This is a genomic window from Promicromonospora sp. NPDC019610 (assembly GCF_044389365.1).
GTDB lineage: Bacteria > Actinomycetota > Actinomycetes > Actinomycetales > Cellulomonadaceae > Promicromonospora.
In genome coordinates this window covers 2,168,793-2,185,660 of sequence record NZ_JBIRXX010000001.1, presented here as the reverse complement: position 1 = coordinate 2,185,660, position 16,868 = coordinate 2,168,793, and the positions used below count along the sequence as shown (strand labels likewise).

General features: G+C 74.1%; 19 protein-coding genes. 16 read left to right on the top strand and 3 right to left on the bottom strand.

The features are described from left to right. Positions 1-243 precede the first annotated feature (243 nt). The 5 genes from ACH45N_RS09755 to ACH45N_RS09735 all read left to right on the top strand — a co-directional run bounded on the left by ACH45N_RS09755 (position 244) and on the right by ACH45N_RS09735 (position 4,192). Positions 244-867, top strand: coding sequence for a SigE family RNA polymerase sigma factor (locus ACH45N_RS09755; protein WP_397393223.1), 624 nt, complete (start codon positions 244-246; stop codon positions 865-867). Beyond that, positions 864-1,634, top strand: coding sequence for a hypothetical protein (locus ACH45N_RS09750; protein WP_397393222.1), 771 nt, complete (start codon positions 864-866; stop codon positions 1,632-1,634). Before ACH45N_RS09755 ends, ACH45N_RS09750 begins: the two co-directional genes overlap by 4 nt. Before the next feature lie 152 nt (positions 1,635-1,786). Next, positions 1,787-2,779, top strand: a complete 993-nt coding sequence (locus ACH45N_RS09745) for a hypothetical protein (protein ID WP_397393221.1) — start codon at positions 1,787-1,789, stop codon at positions 2,777-2,779. A 227-nt stretch (positions 2,780-3,006) separates the two neighbouring features. Beyond that, complete coding sequence (locus tag ACH45N_RS09740; protein WP_397393220.1) at positions 3,007-3,654, top strand: FMN-dependent NADH-azoreductase; 648 nt, start codon at positions 3,007-3,009, stop codon at positions 3,652-3,654. Positions 3,655-3,739: 85 nt separating this feature from the next. Further along, positions 3,740-4,192: a MarR family winged helix-turn-helix transcriptional regulator gene (locus tag ACH45N_RS09735; RefSeq protein ID WP_397393218.1), complete on the top strand. Its 453-nt coding sequence runs from the start codon at positions 3,740-3,742 to the stop codon at positions 4,190-4,192. A gap of 93 nt (positions 4,193-4,285) precedes the next feature. Here the strand turns inward: ACH45N_RS09735 and ACH45N_RS09730 are convergent, their stop codons facing one another. Both ACH45N_RS09730 and ACH45N_RS09725 read right to left on the bottom strand, forming a co-directional pair. Continuing rightward, positions 4,286-5,884, bottom strand: a complete 1,599-nt coding sequence (locus ACH45N_RS09730) for a molybdopterin-dependent oxidoreductase (RefSeq protein WP_397393216.1) — start codon at positions 5,882-5,884, stop codon at positions 4,286-4,288. A gap of 103 nt (positions 5,885-5,987) precedes the next feature. Further along, positions 5,988-6,791 carry an SDR family oxidoreductase gene (locus ACH45N_RS09725; RefSeq protein ID WP_397393215.1) on the bottom strand — a complete coding sequence of 268 codons (804 nt, stop codon included), beginning with the start codon at positions 6,789-6,791 and terminating at the stop codon, positions 5,988-5,990. Positions 6,792-7,029: 238 nt separating this feature from the next. Here ACH45N_RS09725 and ACH45N_RS09720 point away from each other — a divergent pair, with 238 nt between their 5' ends. The 11 genes from ACH45N_RS09720 to ACH45N_RS09670 all read left to right on the top strand — a co-directional run bounded on the left by ACH45N_RS09720 (position 7,030) and on the right by ACH45N_RS09670 (position 16,357). After that, on the top strand, positions 7,030-8,064 hold the full coding sequence (locus ACH45N_RS09720) for a putative F420-0 ABC transporter substrate-binding protein (RefSeq protein WP_397393214.1): 1,035 nt from the start codon (positions 7,030-7,032) through the stop codon (positions 8,062-8,064). 17 nt (positions 8,065-8,081) lie between these two features. Further along, positions 8,082-9,149, top strand: coding sequence for a putative F420-0 ABC transporter permease subunit (locus ACH45N_RS09715; protein WP_397393213.1), 1,068 nt, complete (start codon positions 8,082-8,084; stop codon positions 9,147-9,149). Between the two features lie 80 nt (positions 9,150-9,229). Beyond that, positions 9,230-10,033, top strand: coding sequence for an ATP-binding cassette domain-containing protein (locus tag ACH45N_RS09710; protein WP_397393211.1), 804 nt, complete (start codon positions 9,230-9,232; stop codon positions 10,031-10,033). A 58-nt stretch (positions 10,034-10,091) separates the two neighbouring features. Beyond that, positions 10,092-10,487: a nitroreductase family deazaflavin-dependent oxidoreductase gene (locus tag ACH45N_RS09705; protein WP_397393210.1), complete on the top strand. Its 396-nt coding sequence runs from the start codon at positions 10,092-10,094 to the stop codon at positions 10,485-10,487. A gap of 91 nt (positions 10,488-10,578) precedes the next feature. Next, a complete protein-coding gene (locus tag ACH45N_RS09700; RefSeq protein WP_397393209.1) occupies positions 10,579-11,061 on the top strand; it encodes a GNAT family N-acetyltransferase in 483 nt (160 codons plus the stop codon). Positions 11,062-11,080: 19 nt separating this feature from the next. After that, entirely contained in the window at positions 11,081-11,569 is a 489-nt protein-coding gene (locus ACH45N_RS09695; protein WP_285105181.1) for a GNAT family N-acetyltransferase, read from the top strand. A 219-nt stretch (positions 11,570-11,788) separates the two neighbouring features. Next, on the top strand, positions 11,789-12,718 hold the full coding sequence (locus ACH45N_RS09690) for a GNAT family N-acetyltransferase (RefSeq protein ID WP_397393208.1): 930 nt from the start codon (positions 11,789-11,791) through the stop codon (positions 12,716-12,718). A gap of 76 nt (positions 12,719-12,794) precedes the next feature. Continuing rightward, on the top strand, positions 12,795-13,316 hold the full coding sequence (locus ACH45N_RS09685; protein WP_397393206.1) for an alpha/beta fold hydrolase: 522 nt from the start codon (positions 12,795-12,797) through the stop codon (positions 13,314-13,316). An 86-nt stretch (positions 13,317-13,402) separates the two neighbouring features. Then, a complete protein-coding gene (locus ACH45N_RS09680) occupies positions 13,403-15,046 on the top strand; it encodes a hypothetical protein (protein ID WP_397393205.1) in 1,644 nt (547 codons plus the stop codon). Positions 15,047-15,122: 76 nt separating this feature from the next. Further along, positions 15,123-15,773: a ClpP family protease gene (locus tag ACH45N_RS09675; protein ID WP_397393203.1), complete on the top strand. Its 651-nt coding sequence runs from the start codon at positions 15,123-15,125 to the stop codon at positions 15,771-15,773. Beyond that, the gene (locus ACH45N_RS09670) at positions 15,770-16,357 is read left to right on the top strand and encodes a ClpP family protease (protein WP_397393201.1); all 588 of its coding nucleotides are present in this window, start codon (positions 15,770-15,772) and stop codon (positions 16,355-16,357) included. The genes ACH45N_RS09675 and ACH45N_RS09670 overlap by 4 nt, the downstream gene beginning before the upstream one ends. A gap of 106 nt (positions 16,358-16,463) precedes the next feature. Here ACH45N_RS09670 and ACH45N_RS09665 read toward each other — a convergent pair whose 3' ends face one another. Then, positions 16,464-16,847 (bottom strand): helix-turn-helix domain-containing protein, encoded by a 384-nt coding sequence (locus ACH45N_RS09665; RefSeq protein WP_397393199.1) that lies wholly within the window; start codon positions 16,845-16,847, stop codon positions 16,464-16,466. Between the last annotated feature and the right edge of the window lie 21 nt (positions 16,848-16,868).

Genomic DNA, 16,868 nt, shown 5'->3' with positions numbered 1-16,868 from the left:
CGCCGCGGTACCACCCCGCTTGCCGCCCGCCTGCGCGGTCGGCCGCTCGTTGACGGCTGTGACGGGCCTACCCGTCCGGTTCTACTGGGGCTCCCCTCTGCCTGACGGCGGTGGGGTGACCTGTTCTTCCGGAGGCTCGCCGGTGATGGCCGGGTCGATGCCTGTGGGGCAATCGTACCGAACCTCGGCAACCGGAAAGATCCCGTGTGCAACCTGATCGGACCCGGGGCGCGTCCAAGCGACATGAGCACAATCAGCGAAGCGACCGGTCCGCCGGTCCGCACCTCCCGGCAGGCCGGGCCCGTCGGCGCTCCTGCGGCGGTCCCCGGGTTCTCGGTGGTCCGCACCGGCGCGTCCGCCGAGGAGCAGTTCCGGCTCTTCGCCGTCGAGCACACCGCGGCGCTGCACCGCATCGCCTACCTGCTGTGCGGTGACGACCACCGCGCGCACGACCTCACCCAGATCGCGCTGGAACGCACCTACCGCCGCTGGTCCCGGATCGACGGCAACCCGTTCGCCTACGCCCGGAGGGTGCTGGCCACCGCCCGGATCGACGGGTGGCGGCGCACCCGCCGCGAGGTGCTCCGGTCGCCGGAGGACGTGGCCGTCGCGCAGGAGGTACGGCAGGACGCCGTCGGCGACGGGGGCGACGGCGGTGCCCAGGTCGCCGAGCGCGAGCGCCTCGTGCGGGCGCTCCGGCAGCTCGGGCCGGGCCAACGGCGGGTCGTGGTGCTGAGGCACCTGCTCGACCGGTCGGAGGCCGACGTCGCCGAGGAGCTCGGCGTCAGCGTCGGAAACGTGAAGTCCCAGGGCGCACGCGGCCTCGCCCGCCTGCGCGCACTGCTCTCGGAAGGACAGGACGCATGACCAGGAACGACCACACCCCGGAGCCGCTCGACGACGGCTGGCTGGCGCACGTGCGCGACGTCGGCGGCGGCGTGGTGCCGCCCACCCCCGCCGACGCCCACGCGCTGGCGAGCGTCGCCGTGCGCCGCACGCGCACCCGCCGCGCGGTCCTCGTGGCCGGCGGCGGGGTGACGGCGGTGGCGGCCTTCGCGGGCGCCGCGTTTGCCCTGGTCGGCCCGACGGCGTCCGGGGAGCTGCTCCCGGGTGGGCCGGTGTCTTCGTCGGCGACGATCTCGGCGTCGGCCTCCGCCGATCCGGCCGCCGGCGCGGCCTCCGGGGAGGCGCCCGCGGGGTGGCACACGCACGAGCTGGCGAGCCTCACGTACTCGCTGCCGCCCGACCTCGTGACGAGCGGGCCGGTCGAGGACGAGCCCGGCGTCACGTCGGACATGTGGCACAGCGAGGCCGACCCCGACGCCCCGCCGTTCCTCCGGATGGCGTACTACGACGAGGGGCCCGAGAGCACGGAGTGGCCGGACATCGCCGACCGGTCCGGCGGCGAACCGTTCGACCTGCCGGGCGCCGCGAGCGCCCTCGCGTTCGACGTCGCCGTCGAGGTGGCGGGCCTGCCCAGCGGCACCGAGCTTCCCGACGACCAGAAGGGCCCGACGATGCTGGTCATCGAGCCGGCCACCGGTCAGGGCGCGTACCTCGTCACGCTGAACCTCCCCCACGAGACGGCTGAGGAGTTCGTCAGTTCCTTCGAGGCAACCTTGTCGCTCGACTGACCGCGGGAACGGGCGATGGGGACCATGCATCTGCTGCCAGGCCAGGCGCTGATCTGGCAGCAGATGCCTGGTCTCAAGGGCACCCTGTGGACAACAACAGCACCCAAGCGCCGTCATCGGATCTAATGGTCCATGTGCCACCGACAACGCCCGTGCCCCGATCCCTGCTGAGCCTTGCCCGGGGCCAGGCAGGCCTGGTGTCGAAGGAGCAGTGCGAGGCCGTCGGCGTCGGGGCGTCACGCCGCCGCAACCTCGTCGCACGCGGCGGGTGGCGGCGCGTGACGCGAGGCGTCTTCGACACCGGCGAGACGCCGACCGACCTGCACCCGTACGACGTTGACCGGCTGCGGTCAGCGTGGACGGCGCTGCTGGCCAACCCGCTGGCCATCGCCGTCGGCCCGTGCGCGCTGGTGCTGCACGGCGTCCAGGGCCTGCCTCGCAGGATCACGCCGGAGGCGACCTTCGCCGGTGGGGTCGCACGCAAGTCTCGCGACGGGATCGTGTTCCGCCAGTACGTGGCCGGCATGGCGACGGTCGAGGTCGGCGGTCGGGACGTGGTCGTGGTCGGACAGGCGCTGATCCAGACCCTGCCGACCCTGACCCGCGACCAGGCCGTCACCTGCCTGGACAGCGCGTTGCACCAGGCCCTGATCCGGACGGACCACCTGGCCGAGATCCGGCGCAGGCTGGGGAGCCGCAGAGGGGGCCGCCACGCGATCCCCTGGCTCGCGCTGGCCGACGGCCGCGCCGAGTCCCCGCCCGAGAGCCATGCACGCCTCTGCTGCCACGATGCCGGGATCGCGCCGGACGACCTGCAGCGGGATTTCTTCGACGAGCGGGGCCGCTTCCTCGGCCGTGCCGACCTCGCCTGGTACCTGGGCGGCGACCGCTGGCTGATCGTCGAGATCGACTCGCAGGAGTTCCACGGCGCCGAACGGCAGGTCCGACGGGATGCGAACCGGCAGAACGGCCTCGCCGGCGCAGGGCAGAACATCATCCTGCGGTTCTTTCCCGGCCAGGTCACCGGCGGGCATCTCGTCGGGGAGGTCGCCCAGGTCCTGCTCCGTGCGGACTGGACGCCCGGCCGTGAGCTGCCGCCCACCCGCCGGACGGCGGTTACGCCGTCGGCCGGCGCGGGGTCGTGAGCAATGACCATGCACCTGCTGCCACAACCGGCGCCGATCTGGCAGCAGATGCATGGTCACTGGAGGTCGGCCGCCTCGGCAGCGACTGCCGGCACGCCGAAGACCGTCGACTCCGGCGGGAAGAGTGAGCCAGATCACATGCAGGGCGGAAATACTCTGTGGTTCACGAACGATTGACCTTGGAGGCCGCATCGGCCGGACACGACACCTCCAGGAGGAACCCGACCATGGCAACACTGCTGCACATCGACGCGAGCATCCAGGGCGACAACTCGGTCAGCAGGCAGCTCACCGCACGGGCCGCGAGCGCCTGGCGCGCCGCGCACCCGGGCGGCACGGTGACCTACCGCGACCTCGGCGCCGACCCGGTGCCGCACTTCGACACGGCCGCCAACCTCAGCCGCGGCCTGCCGGCCGACCAGCACACCCCCGAGCAGGCCGAGTCGTGGGCCCGGATCTCGGAGCTCGTGGGCGAGGTCGCGGCCGCCGACACGGTGCTGCTCGGTCTGCCGATCTACAACTACGGGGCGCCGAGCACGGTGAAGTCCTGGGTGGACCACCTGATGGCGCCCGGGCTGTCCATCGACCCCGAGACCGGCAAGGGCCTGCTGGGCGGCCGCGACTTCGTGGTGGTCGTCTCGCGCGGAGGCGGGTACGGCGAGGGCGCGCCGCGGCACGGCTGGGACCACGCGACGGCGTGGCTGCCGCACGGCGTCGCGATGGTGGGGCTGGAGCCCCGCTTCATCACGACCGAGCTGACGCTGGCGGGCACCAACCCCGCGATGGCCGGGCTGGTGCCGCTGGCCGAGGAGAGCCGCCGTCAGGCCGAGGCCGCCATCGACGACCTGTGGGCGCCCGCGGTCGCCACTGCCTGAGCACCCGCTCACGGCGTAATTCCCCACGTCGCGACCCGGTGCTCCCGTAGGGTTGCCACGGGGTCGCGACGACGAAGGAGACACCGTGGAGGAGCCGCCGGTGCTGGAGCAGTCGGTACGCCGATCGGGCGCGCTCATCGACTACCTGGCCCGTCACCTGCGCCGGCGCAGCGAGTCGGCGCTGGCGCCGCTGGGCCTGCGCACCCGGCACCTCGTGGCTCTCACCGTGCTCCGGGACCGGGCCGAGATCACGCAGCAGGACCTGGCCGCCGCGCTCGTGCTGGACAGCACCAACATCGTGGGGCTGCTCAACGAGCTGGAGGGCAAGCACCTGGTCGAGCGGCGGCGTTCACCGCAGGACCGACGCCGGCACGTGGTCTCCCTGACCGACGACGGCGTCGCGCTGCTCTGCCAGGCGGAGACGGCGCTCACCGCCGTCGAGGACGAGGTCTTCGAGACCCTGCGGCCGGAGCAGCGCGACCAGCTCCACGAGCTGCTCGTGGCGGCGACGTCGTCGGCGTCCGCGCCGTTCTGCTGAGCGCCCGGGGCTTCGGCCCGGGCCGCGCTGACGGGCGGACCGGCCGGCCCGGGCGGACCGGCCCAACCGGCCAGCCGGACCGGCGGGTCCGGCTCAGCCCACGGAGACGGTGACCGTGTGCCAGCCCGTGGCGCCGTCGGGGGCGGGCGGCGCCTCGGCCTCGGTCTGGACCAGGCCGTCGGCGTCCGTGGCGCGCACCGCGAGCGTGTGGTTGCCCGCGGCCAGGTCGATCGACGTGTGCCACTGGCGCCACGTGTCGGGGCCCACGGTCTCGGCGAGCTCGGCGGTGACCCAGTCGCCGTCGTCGGCCCGGACCTCCACCTTGCCGATGCCCGTGTGCTGCGCCCAGGCGACGCCGGCCACGGTCACCGCGCCGGCGGGCGCGGAGCCGCGCGGCACGTCGATGCGCGACTCCACCTTGATCGGCCCCAGCGCGGACCAGCCGCGCGGCGTCCAGTAGCCCTGGTCGGCGTCGAAGGTGGTGACCTCCAGCGAGGTGACCCACTTGGTGGCCGACACGTACCCGTACAGGCCGGGCACCACGAGCCGCGCGGGGAAGCCGTGCTCGACGGGCAGCGGCTCGCCGTTCATACCGATCGCGAGCAGGCTGTCGCGGTCCGGGTCCTGGAGCACCTCGAGCGGCGTGCCCGCGGTGAAGCCGTCGTCGCTCCGGGAGAGCACCATGTCGGCTCCCGCGCGGGGCTTGGCGCGCTCCAGCAGCGCGCGGATCGGGTAGCCGAGCCACAGGGCGTTGCCGATGAGGTCGCCGCCCACGGTGTTGCTCACGCAGGCCAGCGTGACGTGGTGCTCCTCCAGCGGGAGCGCGAGGAGCTCGTCCCAGGTGATCGTGAACGGCTCGTCCACCAGGCCGTGGATCTCCAGCGACCAGTCCTTCGGGTCGACCTGCGGCACGATCAGCGCGGTGTCGATGCGGTAGAAGTCCGGGTTCGGCGTGACGTAGGGCGTGAGGCCGTCGAGCCTCAGGTCCGCGCCCGCGGGGACCGGGGCCGCCGTCGTGCGCGCCGTGGGCAGGCGCAGCTTCTCCCGGACGGCGCTCACCGCCGTCGAGCCCGCCGAGAGCACGCGCGAGCCCACCAGGGCCAGCGCCGCCACGCCCACGGCGAGGCCGGAGACGGTCAGGAACCCGCGGCGGTCCACCCCGTCGCCCGACGTCGCACCGCCCGAACCGCTGCCCGACGCCGCGCGCCGGGCCGGCACCGGGCGCAGCCGCGCCACGGCCGCCCGCAGCAGGAGCACACCGGCGCCCAGCCCGATGATGCTGGGCAGCGCCCACATCGGCGTCGCGTCCGGGCGCAGCACCGCGACCATCGCTCCGACCACGCCGACGGCGCCCATGAGCAGCGCGCCGAACGGCGGCCGGCGCAGCTCCAGCCAGCCCGCGAGCGCCGCGCCCAGGGCGAGCACCACGCCCATCGTCCCGAGCAGGACCGCCTTGTCGTTGGTGCCGAACCACTGGACGGCGACGTCCTTGAGCCAGCCGGGCACGGCGTCGACCACGGCGGCCCCACCCGCGAACAGGGTGCTGGCGCCGGGCGCGACGACGGCGGCGACAAGCTCCGCGACGGCGAGCCCCGCACCGCCGGCGAGCACGCCCGCCAGGGCGGCCCAGCCGGCGTCTCCCGGAGAGCGGTCAGCCCGCGAAACCGCCGGGCTCTCGGTTGCCTGAGTCATGAGCTCAGCCTGGCACGGGTTGCTGGGAGGACCGAACCCCGGCGCAGATCATGACGATCCCGTAAGAACTCGCCCGGACCTGCCCGGGACGTGGTGGCAGCGCTCAGATCCCGGTGTTGCGCACGATCTTCGAGTTGTGCGCCTGCGCGCGCGGCCGGATCGTCACCAGGTCGATGTTGACGTGGTCGGGGCGGGACAGGGTCCAGGCGATGGTGTCGGCGATGTCGTCGGCGACCAGCGGCGTGTAGCCCTCGTAGACGGCGGCGGCCTTCGCGGCGTCGCCGCCGAACCGGACCAGCGAGAACTCCTCGGTCGCGACGGCGCCGGGGGCCACCTCGATGACGCGCACCGGCTCGCCCGCGATCTCCCAGCGCAGCGTCTGGGACAGCATGTGCTCGGCATGCTTGGCGCCCGTGTACCCGGCGCCGCCCTCGTAGGCGCCCTGGGCGGCGGTCGAGGTCACGTTCACGACATCGGCCACGCCCTTGGCAGCGCCCGCCGCCCGCAGCAGCGGGAGCACGGCCTTGGTCACTCGCAGCGTGCCCAGCACGTTGATCTCGTACATCTGCCGCCAGCCGTCGATGTCGGCGGCCTCCACGCGGTCCAGCCCGAGCGCGCCGCCCGCGTTGTTGACGACGGCGTCGAGCCCGCCGGTCGCGGCGAGGTGCTCCGCGAGCGCGGCGACGGCGGCGTCGTCGGTCACGTCGACGGCGTAGACCTCGCAGCCGGTCTCCGTCGCGAGCGCCTCCAGGCGGTCCGCGCGCCGGGCCGCGGCGACGACGTCCCAGCCGTCGGCGCGCAGCCGGCGGGTGGTCGCGGCACCGATGCCCGACGACGCGCCGGTCACCAGGGCGCGTCGGGTCGGCGTGGTCTCGGGACCGGTCTGCGGGGCGGTGCTGTCGCTCATGGCCGCACCTTAACGTCGGCGGCCGCTCGCCGTCGGCCGGGTCCGACGCCGAGAGCGAAAGCGCCCCGGACGCGCAGGACGGCCGGTGTAATGTGGCGGCCGGGTCGCGGGCCACGCTTTGGCCCGCCGATGCGGCTCTCGTCGTGAGCCGCTTCCCGCCCGGACGCGAGATGGCGCGTCGCTGTGCACCCATGGCACTCATGTCGTGGGCTGTTCGTCGACCCCTTGGAGCCATCGCGTGAACCCCCGACCTGCCCGTGCGTCCCGTTCGCCTCGCCCGTCCGCACGGACCGTCGTCCTGCCCGCCGTCGTCGCCGCGGCGGCTCTCGCCCTCGCCGCCTGCTCGGCCGGCGCACCCGGTGCGGTGGACGCCGAGGGCGCGTCCCCGGCATCAGCCGGATTCCCCGTCACCCTGGACAACTGCGGGTTCGAGACCGAGGTCACCGCACCGCCCGAGCGGGTGGTGACCATCAAGTCGTCCACCACGGAGATGCTGCTGGCGCTCGGCCTGGGCGACCGGATCGTCGGCTCGGCGTTCCTCGACGGACCGCTGCCGGAGTCCCTGGAGTCCGTCCCCGCCGTCGACGAGCCGTTCGCCGACGAGGCGCCCGGCTCGGAGGCCACGCTGGAGCTGGAGCCCGACCTGGTCTACGCCGGCTGGGAGTCCAACCTGACGGCGGAGACCGCGGGCGACCGCGAGACCCTCGCGAAGCTCGGCGTCGCGACGTACGTCTCCCCCGCCGCCTGCAAGGAGGACGGGTACATGCCGGACCCGCTGACCTTCGACACGGTGTTCGCGGAGATCGAGGAGGTCGGCTCCCTGTTCGACGCCGACGACGCCGCGGCCGCGCTCGTCGAGGAGCAGCGGGCGGCGCTGGCCGCGATCGAGCCCGACGAGCGCGGCCTCACGGCCCTGTGGTGGTCCTCGGGCGACGACACCCCGTACGTCGGGGCGGGCATCGGCGCGCCGCAGATGATCATGGAGGCCGCCGGGCTGACCAACGTCGCGGCCGACGTGCACGACACCTGGACGTCGCTCGGCTGGGAGAACGTGGTCGAGGCCGACCCCGACGTGATCGTGCTGGTCGATGCCGCGTGGAACCCCGCCGACGCGAAGATCGAGGCGCTGGAGGCCAACCCGGCGACCCGCAAGATGTCCGCGGTCAAGGAGGAGCGGTACGTCGTGCTGCCCTTCCCGGCGACCGAGGCCGGCGTGCGGAACGTCGACGCCGTGGCCTCGGTGGTGGACCAGCTGGCGGACCTCGGGCTGTGAGCGGTCCCGTGTCGGACGTGGCGCGACGACCGGGCGCGCCGGCCGCGCCGGGTCGGCCCGGCGTCTCCCCGCGGCCGGGCGGCTGGCTCGCCCTGCCCGGCGCGGCGCTCGTCCTCGTGCTGAGCGTCGGCGTCGCGGTGACGATCGGCCCGGCGGACCTGGCCCTGTCCGAGGTCGGCCGCTCGCTCGCGACACACCTCGAGCTGGGCGGGCCGCTCGGGCTGGAGCCGCTGCCCGCGCTGCGCGACGGCATGGTGTGGCAGCTCCGGATGCCCCGCATCCTGACGGCGGCGGCCGTCGGCGCGGGCCTGGCGGTCTGCGGCGCGGTGATGCAGTCGCTGACCCGCAACCCGCTCGCCGACCCGTACCTGCTCGGGCTGTCCTCGGGCGCGTCGCTGGGCGCCGTCCTGGTGCTGCTGGCGGGCGTCCCGCTGCTGCTCCCGGTCGCGGCGTTCGCCGGGGCGGTCGGCGCGCTCGCCCTGGCGCTCACCCTGGCCGGGGCGCTCGGCACGATCACGCCCACCCGGACGGTCCTCGCCGGGCTCGCGATCAGCCAGCTCTGCGCGGCGGCGGTGTCGTTCGTGATCTTCTGGTCGGCCAAGGGCGACGCGTTCCGCGAGGTGCTGTCCTGGCTGATGGGCTCGGTGGCGTCCGCGACCTGGACGTCGGTGGCGATCGCCGGCGGCGCCGTGCTGGTGCTCGGCACGCTGCTCGCGCTCACCGGGTCGGTGCTGGACGCGTTCACGTTCGGGGACACCGCGGCCGCCGCTCTGGGCGTGCCCGTGAACCGTGCCCGGTGGGTCCTGCTGATCGGCGTGGCCCTGCTGACCGGCGCGCTCGTGTCGCAGAGCGGGTCCATCGGGTTCGTCGGGCTGATCCTGCCGCACGCGGTGCGGCTGTTCACGGGCGCGCGGCACCGGCTGCTGCTGCCGCTGTCGGCCCTGGCCGGCGGGTCGTTCCTGGTCTGGGCCGACACCCTGGCCCGCACCGTGTTCGAGCCGCGCGAGCTGCCGGTCGGCATCGTCACGGCGGCGATCGGCGCGCCGGTCTTCGCGTTCCTCCTCTGGAAGGGAAACCAGCGGTGAGTGCTGGACATCTGCGGGTCTCAAGTGCCTCTGGCCAACAGATACCCAGCACTCAGCGGGCGGGGCTGGCGGTCGAGGGGGTGTTCTGGGAGATCTCGTCGCGAGGGATCCTCGACGACGTCGGACTGGTCGCGCCGGTGGGCGCCGTCACCGGGCTGCTGGGGCCGAACGGGTCCGGAAAGTCGACCCTGCTACGCGTGCTGGCCGGGGTGCAGCAGGCGGGGCGGGCGCCGTCGTCGGGCAGCGGGCAGGCGGGGCGGACGCCGTCCGCAGCCGAACCGTCCACCACGTTCGACGGCGCCGACCTGGCCGCCCTGCCCCGGCGCGAGCGCGCCCGCGTGCTCGCGCTCGTGGAGCAGGACGCCACGACCGACCTCCCGCTCACCGTGCTCGACGCCGTGCTGCTCGGCCGGATTCCCCACCGCTCGCTGCTGGCGGGCGACTCCGACGCGGACCGTGCGGCCGCCCGCGCGGCCCTCGACACCGCGGGCGCCAAGGAGCTCGCGGACCGCGAGGTCGGCACGCTGTCGGGCGGCGAGCGCCAGCGTGTGCACATGGCGCGGGCCCTGGCGCAGCAGCCGCGCCTGCTGCTGCTCGACGAGCCGACCAACCACCTGGACATCTCCGCCCAGCTCCACGCGATGCGGGTGCTGCGCGACCTCGCGGCCGACGGCGTGACCGTCGTCGCCGCCCTGCACGACCTCAACCTCGCCGCCGCGACCTGCGACCACCTGGTGCTGCTCGACCACGGCCGGGTGGTCGCGGCGGGCCCCGTCGGCGAGGTGCTGGTCCCGGAGGTGCTGGAGCCGGTCTACGGCGTCCGCGTGGACGTGCTGCGCCACCCACGGACGGGTCGGCCGGTGCTCTCCTTCGAGCGCGGCTGACATTTCGGTCGGCGCCCTGGGGCTGACGGATGAGCTGACCTGCTCCATGATGGGAGCCATGGCCGCACCAGAGTTCGTCGTCCAGGCAGGCAAGGTTCTCAACCCGTGGGTGCTCCGCGTCGCCGGACGCATCCCGCCGTGGGTGGTGCTGCACCACGTGGGCCGCCGCTCCGGCGTGGAGTACCGCACCCCCCTGGTCGCGTTCGCGGCCCAGCCCGAGGACGAGGTGCTGGCGGTGCTGCCGCTGCCGTGGGGCTCGGGCACCGACTGGGCCCGCAACACCATGAGTGCGGGCACGGTGCGCCTGGAGCGCGGCGGGGCCGACTTCGTGGTCAAGGACGTGCGGCTCGTGCCCGCGTACGAGGCCGTCGGCTGGCTCGGGGCGGTTCCGTCGCGGCTCCTGTCGGCGATCGGTATCGAGGAGTGCCTGGTGGGGACCCTGCACAAGGGCTGACGCCCAGGTCAGGCCGGGTTTCCGGGCGGACGGCGGCCGGGTGGTGGCCGCGTGTCATCGGGCACCCCGGCGCGGGAGTATGTTTCGCGTCGTGATCTTGCGCACAGCCACGCTCTCCGACGCCGCCGCCGTCGCCCAGGTGCACCACACCACCTGGGTCACGACCTACGGGGCGATCCTCCCGCCCGAGTTCTGGGCCACGGCCACGCTCGAGCGCCGCATCACGACGTGGGAGCGGTGGCTGTCGAACGGCGCCACACCCGTCGTCGCCGACGCCGACGGCGAGGTGGTCGGCATCGCGATGGCCGGCGACGCCGTCGAGCAGGAGGACGTGCTGCCCGTGCGCGCCCGGCAGCTCTACCTGCTGTACGTGCTGGCGCCGTACCACGGGACCGGCGTCGGGCAGGCACTGCTGGACGCCGTGGTGCCGCCCGGAACCCCGGCCCAGCTCTGGGTCGCGGAGGACAACCCGCGGGCGCGGCGCTTCTACGAGCGCAACGGCTTCGTCCTGGAGGGCGCCCGGGTGGTCGACACGAGCACCGCTGACCTGGCAGAGGTCCGGATGGTCAGGTAGTCGGGTTACCGTTCCCCTCATGTCAGACTTCCACGTCCGCGCCTCGACCCCCGACGACGCCGTCGGCATCGCCGCCGTGCACTGGACCACCCGGCGCGCCATGTTCGAGGACCTCCTGCCGCCCGAGCACTGGAAGACCGAGACTCTCGGCACCCGCACCGAGGGCTGGATGCGGATCCTGGCCGCCGGCAACAAGGCGCTCGTCGCCGAGGTGGGCGACAAGATCGTCGGCTTCGCGATGAAGAACCCGTCCGGCCCGCACCTGGGGCAGCCCCCGGCCAAGCCGATCGAGCTGCACGAGCTGTACGTCGACCCGGCCTTCCACGGCACCAACGTGGGCCACGCGCTGCTGGAGAACATCCTCCCGCCCGGCACGTCGGCCCAGGTCTGGACGTTCGCCTCCAACCCGCGCGCGCGCAAGTTCCTGCAGCGGGCCGGCTTCCTGCCCGACGGCGTCACCGCGACGGACCCGGACACGGACCTGCTGGAGGTCCGGCTGGTCCGCTGACCAGAGGGACGGTCGGCAGTCTGTCAGGCGGTCGGCAGTTCGGGGCGGTCGGCAGAATGTCAGGTGATCGGCACCTCGGGCTGCCGACCACCTGACATTCCGCCGACCACCTGACAGATTGCCGATCACGCCGCGGGCCGGACATGACGTGCCGGCGGATCAGCAGCCCGCGGGCGTCGTGCGCTCGATCCGGGGCGCGGCGCGTGCCAGGATTTCCGGGTGACCAGCGCCTACAGCGTCGAGCTGTTCGATGATCCGGCGGCCGTCCTCGACGTCGCGGGCGACCTGCTGGCCGCCGACCCGGTGGTGTCCAGCATCGTCGCGACGGTGACCCACCAGGCCGCCCGCTCCTTCACTCCTGGCGGGCCGCGGCCGGAGCACCCGATGTGGTGGGCCGTCGTCCGGGAGCACGACGCCGTGGTCGCCGTGGCGATGCGGACGATGCCGCACCCGCCGCACACCGTCTGGGTGCCCGACCTGCCGCAGGACGCCGCGCGGCTGCTCGCCCGCGCCGCCCTGGACCGGACCGCCCGCGCCGGCGACGCCGCGCTGACCTCGGCGAACGGCCCCGTCGCCGCCGTCCGCGCGTTCACCGACGAGGTGGTGCGCAGCACCGGCGGCACCGTGCGCGAGGACCGGCCGGAGCGGCTGTGGGAGGCGACGCGGATCGTGCGGCCCGCGCCGCCGTCGGGCCGCGCCAGGCTCGCCACGCTCGCCGACCTGGGCGTGGTCACCGCGTGGTTCGACGTGTTCCACGCGGAGGCCGACGCCCAGTCGGGCCGCGCGCCGGACGAGGACGCGGAGCCGCTGCGGATCGGCGGCGCCCGGCAGCGCATCGAGGACGGCGACGTCTGGCTCTGGGACGTCGACGGCGAGGTGGTGCAGCTGACCGGTGCCCGGCCGCCGTCGTTCGGGGTGGTGCGGATCGGTCCGGTCTACACGCCGCGCGAGCACCGCGGGCGCGGTTACGCCCGGGCGCTCGTGGCCGACGTCGCCCAGCGCGTGCTCGACGACGGCCACCGGGTCTGCCTCTACACCGACCGCGACAACCCGGTGTCGAACCGCGTGTACGCGGCGATCGGGTTCGAGCCGGTGCTCGACCAGGTCAACCTCGCCGTGGACCCGGCCGTGCGGCTGGCCGGCCGGTAGCGTCCGTGCCGGAGACCACGCCGGACACCACACGCGAACGGACGCCCCCGTCCGTTCGCGCGACGAAGGAGAGCTGATGGGACGCAGGGCGATCATCTTCCACGGGACCAACGCCGACCCGGCCTGGATCTGGTACCCCTGGCTCGCGGACCGGCTGCGGCAGCGGGGGTACGACGTCGAGACGCCGCACCACCCCGGGACCAACGTCGAGCCGATCGCGACGTTCCTGCCCACGGTGCTCGCCGCGCACACGTTCGACGAGGACACCGTGCTCGTGGGGCACTCCGGCGGGGCCGCCCTGCTCCTGGCGCTGCTGGAGCATCTCGACGTCACCGTGGCGCAGGCGGTGCTCGTAGGCGGCTACTCGACCAACCCGAACCCCGGCCCGGAGCCGGTGCTGCAGGACTCCTACGACTGGGACGCGATCCGCTCGCACGCCCGGGACCTGGTGTTCCTCAACTCCGTGACGGACGAGTTCGGCTGCGACGCGGAGCAGGGCCGCGCGATGTTCGACCGGCTCGGCGGCACGCTCGTGGTGCGCGACGACGGGCACTTCACCGAGGACACGCTGGAGATCGCGGACCGCCTGATCCCCTGACCCGGACGGGTGAGAGCGGACCCGGACGTGTGAGAGCGTGGGCGCCGCACGACCGACCACTCATCGACGAGGACGAGGTACCGACGATGCGACCCGCCCGGATCACCCCCGAGGCCCGTGACCTGACCGCCCGCTCCCTGCACTGGATGGACCAGCAGTGGGACCCGGAGGTGGGGCTGCTGCGAGCGCCCGAGGAGCCCGGCGGCGGCCACGCCCCGACGGGGCACCTGGTCCGCGAGACCGGCTGGTACGCCGTCGGCCTGCTCGCGCGGAACCTGCCCGCCCGGGACGGCGTCTCCGGAGCGGGCGCGGCGCGGGACGGCGCGGAGTCCGACCTGGAGCGGGCCCGGCGCGCCCTGACCAGGGTGCTGGACCACCAGCTCGACGCCCCGGGGACGCCGTTCCACGGCACGTGGCTGCGCAGCCCGCACGAGCCGCGCCCGACGGCGAAGTCCGTCGCGTGGCGCGACTACGACCCGAACTGGCGCGAGTTCATCGGCACGACCCTGGTGGTCGTGGCGAACGAGTTCCCCGAGGCCCTGGCGGGTGACCTGGGACCGCGCGTGGAGGCCACACTGCGGCTGGCCGTCGAGGGGTCGCTCGCGCGCGGCGTCGGCGCGCACTACACGAACATCGCGCTGATGGCCGCCTTCCTGTTGGACGACGCCGCCGTCCGCCTGGGCGAACCCGCCTGGGCGGCACCGGCGCTGCGGCTCGCCGAGCAGGTGCTGGCCCGGTTCCGGGTGGACGGCACGTTCGACGAGTACAACTCGCCCACCTACTACGGCATCGACCTGTACGCGCTGGCGCTGTGGCGCCGGTACGCGCACCAGCTCCCGTTGCGCGACGGCGGGGCCGAGCTGGAGGCGGTCCTCTGGCAGGACACCGCGCGTCGTTACCACGCCGGCCTGCACAACCTCGCGGGCCCGTACGACCGTAGCTACGGCATGGACCTGCGGCACTACGCCTCGGGGATCGGGCTGTGGATCTGGGCGGCCGTCGGGCGCGACCTGGCGCCGTTCCCCGAGACGGACCGGCCGTTCCGCCACGCGTGGGACCTGGCGCTCGGCCCCATGGTCGCGGTCCTGGGCGCCGAGGTGCCGGACGACGCCCTGGCGCACCTCACCGGGTTCCGCGGCGAGCGGCAGGTGGACCAGGTGATCGTGCGCGACCCGCGCCGGGTCGCCACGTCGTGGGTCGGCGAGCGCCTGCTGGTCGGCGCGGAGGACGTCGAGGGCGAGCGCGGCAACCTGGCCGACCAGTTCCACCCGGCGACGGTGCACTGGCTGGTGGACGGCGCTTCCGGGGTGGGCGGTGCCGGGGCGAGCGGTGCCGGTTCGGGCGACGGCGTGGGTGCGGACGGCGTCGACGTCGGCTGGATCCGGCTGGTCAGCGACCTGGCCGTCGACGCCCGGGCCGAGGGGCCGTCGCTCGACCTGACGTGCGCCCGGCACGACGGCGGCGACCTGGCGTTCGCGTTCCACGTCCGGGTCCCGGAGAGCGGCCTGGGCGGCGGCACGGTGCGCGACGTCGCCGACGGCGTCCCCTTCGCCGATCTGACGACCGAGCGCTGGGAGCTGCCAGGCCTGGAGGTCACGCTGGACACCGATGCCGAGCTGGTCGCCGTCGAGCCCGACGCCGCGGACGACACCTGGTGGCTGCGCTACGTCGCCCGCGAGGTCCCCGCCGACAGCAAGGTCCGGTTCGGGATCGACCTGCGCGTCGAATAGTTCTCGCTGCTCAGAGCAGTGCTGCTCACGGCAGATCCGCCTCCCCGGGGCCCACCCGGGGAGGCACGGTGAGGTCATGACCGAATCACCGCAGCCCCCGCAGTTCGGCGAGCGCTCCCGGCGCGACCTGTTCGAGCGGCGTGTCCTGGTCCTCGACGGACCCCTCGACGACGACAACGGCACGCTCCTGATGACGCAGCTCATCACGCTGGCGACGGAGGACCCGTCGTCGGACATCGACCTCTGGATCCACTCCCCGGGTGGCTCGGTGCCGGCGATGCTGGCCATCCGCGACATCATGCGGACCATCCCCAACGACGTCTCCACGCTCGTGCTGGGCATCGCCTACAGCGCGGGCCAGTTCCTGCTCTCGGCGGGCACGCCGGGCAAGCGCCGCGCGCTGCCCAACGCGCGGGTCCTGATGCACCAGGGGTCCGCCGGGATCGCCGGCACCGCCGTCGACATCGAGCTGCAGGCCGACGACCTGCGACACACCCGCGACACGGTGCTGCGGCTGATCTCGGAGGACACCGGGCAGCCGGTCGAGCGGATCTTCGACGACTCGCTGCACGACCACTGGTACACGGCCGAGGAGGCGCGCGAGTTCGGGTTCATCGACACGATCGTGGGCGGCTTCGACGGCATCCGGCCGCGGGAGCGCGCCCGGACCGGGTTTGCGCCGACCGCCGCGACGACCACTGCGACCGCCGAGGGGGACGCCCGATGAGCACCTACACCATCCCGAACGTCATCGCCGCGCACCCGCGGGGCGAGCGGATCATGGACGTCTACTCGCAGCTCCTCAGCGAACGCATCATCTACCTGGGCACCGCGATCGACGCGGGCGTCGCCAACGCGCTGATCGCCCAGCTCATCCACCTGGAGTCGAGCAGCCCGGACAGCGACATCCAGCTCTACATCAACTGCGAGGGCGGCGACCCGAGCGCCGGCATGGCCATCTACGACACCATGCGCTACATCCGGCCACAGGTGTCGACCACCGTCGTCGGGCAGGCTGTCGCCGTCGGCGCCGTGCTGCTCGCCGCGGGCGCCGAGGGCAAGCGCGCCGCGCTGCCGCACGCCCGCGTCATCCTGCACCAGCCCGCGGCGCAGGGCCGCGGGGCGATCCCGGACCTGATCCTGCAGGCCGACGAGGTGGTGCGGATCCGGGCCGACATGGAGGAGGCGCTCGCCCGGCACACCGGGCAGAGCGTGGGCGCACTGCGCACCGACACCGACCGGGACCGCATCTTCACCGCCGGCGCCGCGCGGGAGTACGGGCTGCTGGACCACGTCATCGAGCAGCGCTGACGCGGCCGCGGGCGGGCCGGGTGGGTTCCGGCCCGCCCGGTCCGGGCCCGGTCGCGGCGGCGGCCAGGGCCGACCGGATCGGCCCGGTCCGGACAGCCGGCCGGGCCTATGCCGCCAGCGCGAAGGCCGACCGGCAGGTCGGGCCGCGCGGGGTGGACCGTACGGTGACCAGACGATCGGCGACGGCGCTGACCAGGTCGACCAGCGTGACGTCCAGCGCGCCGGTGATCGCCGCGATCATCTCGCTGGACGGCTCCTTGACCCCGCGCTCGATCTCCGAGAGGTACTGCGGCGAGATGCCGGCCCGGCGCGCCGTCTGGTCGAGGGTCTCACCGCGCAGGTGCCGGAGCTGCCGCAGACGTTCGCCCACCAGGTGCCGCCACAGGGGCTCACGTCTCGGCCAGGCGGCACGGGCCGACGACGGCGGGGCGTCGGCGCCCGAAGGCACGTCGTCAGGCACGGGCTGCGGCGGCGGAGCGGTTTCGGCCATGGTTTCGAGAGTAGAGCGGCC